Below are 2,676 nucleotides of genomic sequence, written 5' to 3'. Positions count from 1 at the left end.
TTGATGAGGAAAGTCTCTCACATCTGAGACGAACCCTAACGAATATCTACGCAAACGTGGTTAATTCAGGTAGCAGGCTTCTCATAGATGGAAATTCTGCTGACTGACCAAACCACGCTTGCCAAGATAATTCTTCCGGCGACGAGGACTTGCTGTAGTTTTCGAACGTAGAATCGACAACCGGCGAACCGATAGCTACTGAGACAACCATCAGGCGGGGGACTTCTTGTTTGCGAGAGCAGTCGCTCACGCTGCCACCAACCGGCCAATGAGCGCCGCCGGAGCGGCGCTCAGGTACTCACCCCTGGTGGGTCGTACACCTCCTCACGATCCAGCATGTGATACATTGAAACCAACAGCTTTCGGGCGGTTGCTACAATCGCTGTCTTCGAGTTCTTTTTTCGAGCTAACCGGTTGTAAAACCGGCTGAGGTACTCATCTTCGCACGTATGTACCGCTGAGTATGACGCTTGAACGAGCAGCCACCGGACTCGTCCTGATCCTCGCTTCGAGATGCTCCCCTCAAACCGCGAGTCGCCAGACTCGCGGATTATCGGGTTCAATCCAACGTAACTTACGACCTCTTTGGCCCGATCAAACCGGTTGATCTCTCCCAACTCCGCGTAAATCGTCAACGCCGTAAAGTAACTCACACCAGGAATCGTCATCAGGAGCTGGGTCTCCTTCAGAGACCCAGCCCGCTCCTCGATCTCTGCTTCTAACGACTCAATCTGTTCGGTGAGCACCTGAATGAGTTCCAGATACGACTCCAACAACGCGTCCCACGGGGCCGGGAGCGAGAGTTCCGCCAGGAACTCTCGTCCCTTCACACTCAACGGCTTCACCTCCCGAGTGATGCCGTGATCACTCAACAAGCCATGGATCTTGTTCGCGTACTCGGTCCGGTTCTCGACGAGCTTCTGGCGCCCGCGCACAAGTGCGCGGGCTTGCCTAACCTCGTCAGTTGGAACGTAGCTTTCAGGAATTGATCCTAACCGAACCATCCGAGCGAGTTGTTTCGCGTCAACGCGGTCAGTTTTCTTGTCCGAGTCGGAGATCAACTTCAATTCGCCGGGGTTAGCGACGGTCACATCCAGATACTCTGAAAGAGTGTCATGGATGTGGTAGTAGTTGCTGGTCGCTTCAAGCGCGGCTTTTGACCCAGCGTACTGCTGGGCGAAGTCGTCGAGGTTCGCGTTTTCGACGCGAACCTCTTCGACGATCTCACCGTTTTGGTCCAATACTGCGATTTGTGAGTACCGCTTGTGTACGTCGATTCCGATGAACATTGGGTTCACCTCGGGACGGTGGTGCGTGAAACAGAGATTCACCTATACGGGCTTTCCCGACTGCCGCCGGGAGCGGCAGTCGGGCTGTAATGCCCAGGACTCGGCTTCCTACGCACTTGGGCCAGTCAACAGCACGTGCTTCGGAGCACGGAATAGTTCTCGGCCTCTTGCGTCCCATACTTGTTTCACGCTCTCATGGGATAGCAGGATTTCCATCGAGTCAACAGAGCACAAGAGCCAGCTTTGTGAAGTACTAAAACTTACTTGTCCCGTGGGTGCTGAGTACTAGAAACTCAATGGTCGAGATTCCAGATTCCCTTCGCTCTCTGTTCAGCGCTCCAATCGAAGAGCGAAATGGAACATACGTTATTGAAGTTCCCTCGAGTGAAGTTGATCACGAGGCGTTGTCAGCCGACAAAACGTATCGCGTAGCGATTCTCGAGTCACCTGGCTCGACTGAATCATCGATTCAACAAAAGCCACAGCGATCTCCCCCTCAAGAGACCACGAGCCGTGTCCCATCGGGACCCCCTGTCAAGAAAGGCGAGGTCCGCAACGTGACAATCGAGACTGTCGGCGATCAGGGCGACGGCATTGCAAAAGTCGAACGTGGCTACGTCGTGATCGTCCCTGACGCCCAACCTGGTGACGAGCCCACCGTTAAAATCGAGCAGGTTCAAAAGAACGTCGCATTTGCGAGTATTGTCGATAGCGACCCGCGGACATTCTAACTGACGTCACCTCGTAGGCCGATCTCCTTCTCGGTAAATCACTGGTACTGAGATGGCTCCGCTCAAGTTAGTCGTTTGTGAACCATTAGCCCCACCCGTTATATTTTGATGCAAACTTGCGGCCTGTACAATTCTCCGTACTTAGTCCAAACAAGCGGAATTCAACGTCCTCGAACGGAACTCCCCAGACACCAACGTCAGTAGGAAACTCTGCATTCGAAGCCAAACTCGCATATGCTCGCTCTTCATTTTCTTCCTCTATCTCGTATATCTCACCCGTGATGACTATACTTCGCCAGACCTCTTCGTCATCAATATCTTGTTCATAGACAGTAAGACAGACATTTGAGTTAGATTCAATAGCTTGATCTTTCTGACTCCCATCCCCCTTCCCCCACTGTATCGTGCATACCATCTGCTCAGGATCGTATCCGAAAGATATTGGGATAGAGTATGGTTGCTTCCCGTCAACCATTGCAAGGGTACCAATACCCTTTCGCACAAGCATTTTGTCGATCTCCTCCCTATCAAGACATTCCATCATTATTAGAATTGGTTTATCGTAGTTGGATAGCGATTTGCCGTCAGACCGATTTCGTAGCAGTCTCATGAATGGTCTCTCAATAGTGAACCAAGTGTGTCGCTGGGGATTGGCG

3 protein-coding genes are annotated in these 2,676 nt (G+C 52.2%); 1 reads left to right on the top strand and 2 read right to left on the bottom strand.

Features of this window, described 5'->3' with window-relative positions; genetic code table 11:
* Nucleotides 1-290 precede the first annotated feature (290 nt).
* Nucleotides 291-1,289 carry an IS110 family RNA-guided transposase gene (locus BSG09_RS19940; protein WP_092936225.1) on the bottom strand — a complete coding sequence of 333 codons (999 nt, stop codon included), beginning with the start codon at nucleotides 1,287-1,289 and terminating at the stop codon, nucleotides 291-293.
* Between the two features lie 296 nt (nucleotides 1,290-1,585).
* Here BSG09_RS19940 and BSG09_RS21650 point away from each other — a divergent pair, with 296 nt between their 5' ends.
* On the top strand, nucleotides 1,586-2,020 hold the full coding sequence (locus BSG09_RS21650) for a TRAM domain-containing protein (protein WP_092936223.1): 435 nt from the start codon (nucleotides 1,586-1,588) through the stop codon (nucleotides 2,018-2,020).
* A gap of 85 nt (nucleotides 2,021-2,105) precedes the next feature.
* On the opposite strand, the gene BSG09_RS19930 is transcribed toward BSG09_RS21650, so the two are convergent.
* Nucleotides 2,106-2,676, bottom strand: a 571-nt coding sequence (locus tag BSG09_RS19930; RefSeq protein ID WP_254799225.1) for a pyridoxamine 5'-phosphate oxidase family protein, incomplete at its 5' end; no start/stop codon positions are given.

Origin of the sequence: Natrinema hispanicum, assembly GCF_900111485.1 — an archaeon.
Classification (GTDB): Archaea; Halobacteriota; Halobacteria; order Halobacteriales; family Natrialbaceae; genus Natrinema; species Natrinema hispanicum_A.
This window is presented reverse-complemented; position numbering and strand designations above follow the sequence as displayed.

Excerpts from the sequence above, each read along its gene's own strand:
- BSG09_RS21650 (WP_092936223.1), top strand. The coding sequence starts at position 1,586 with ATGGTCGAGATTCCAGATTCCCTTCGCTCTCTGTTCAGCGCTCCAATC.
- BSG09_RS19940 (WP_092936225.1), bottom strand. The coding sequence starts at position 1,289 with ATGTTCATCGGAATCGACGTACACAAGCGGTACTCACAAATCGCAGTA.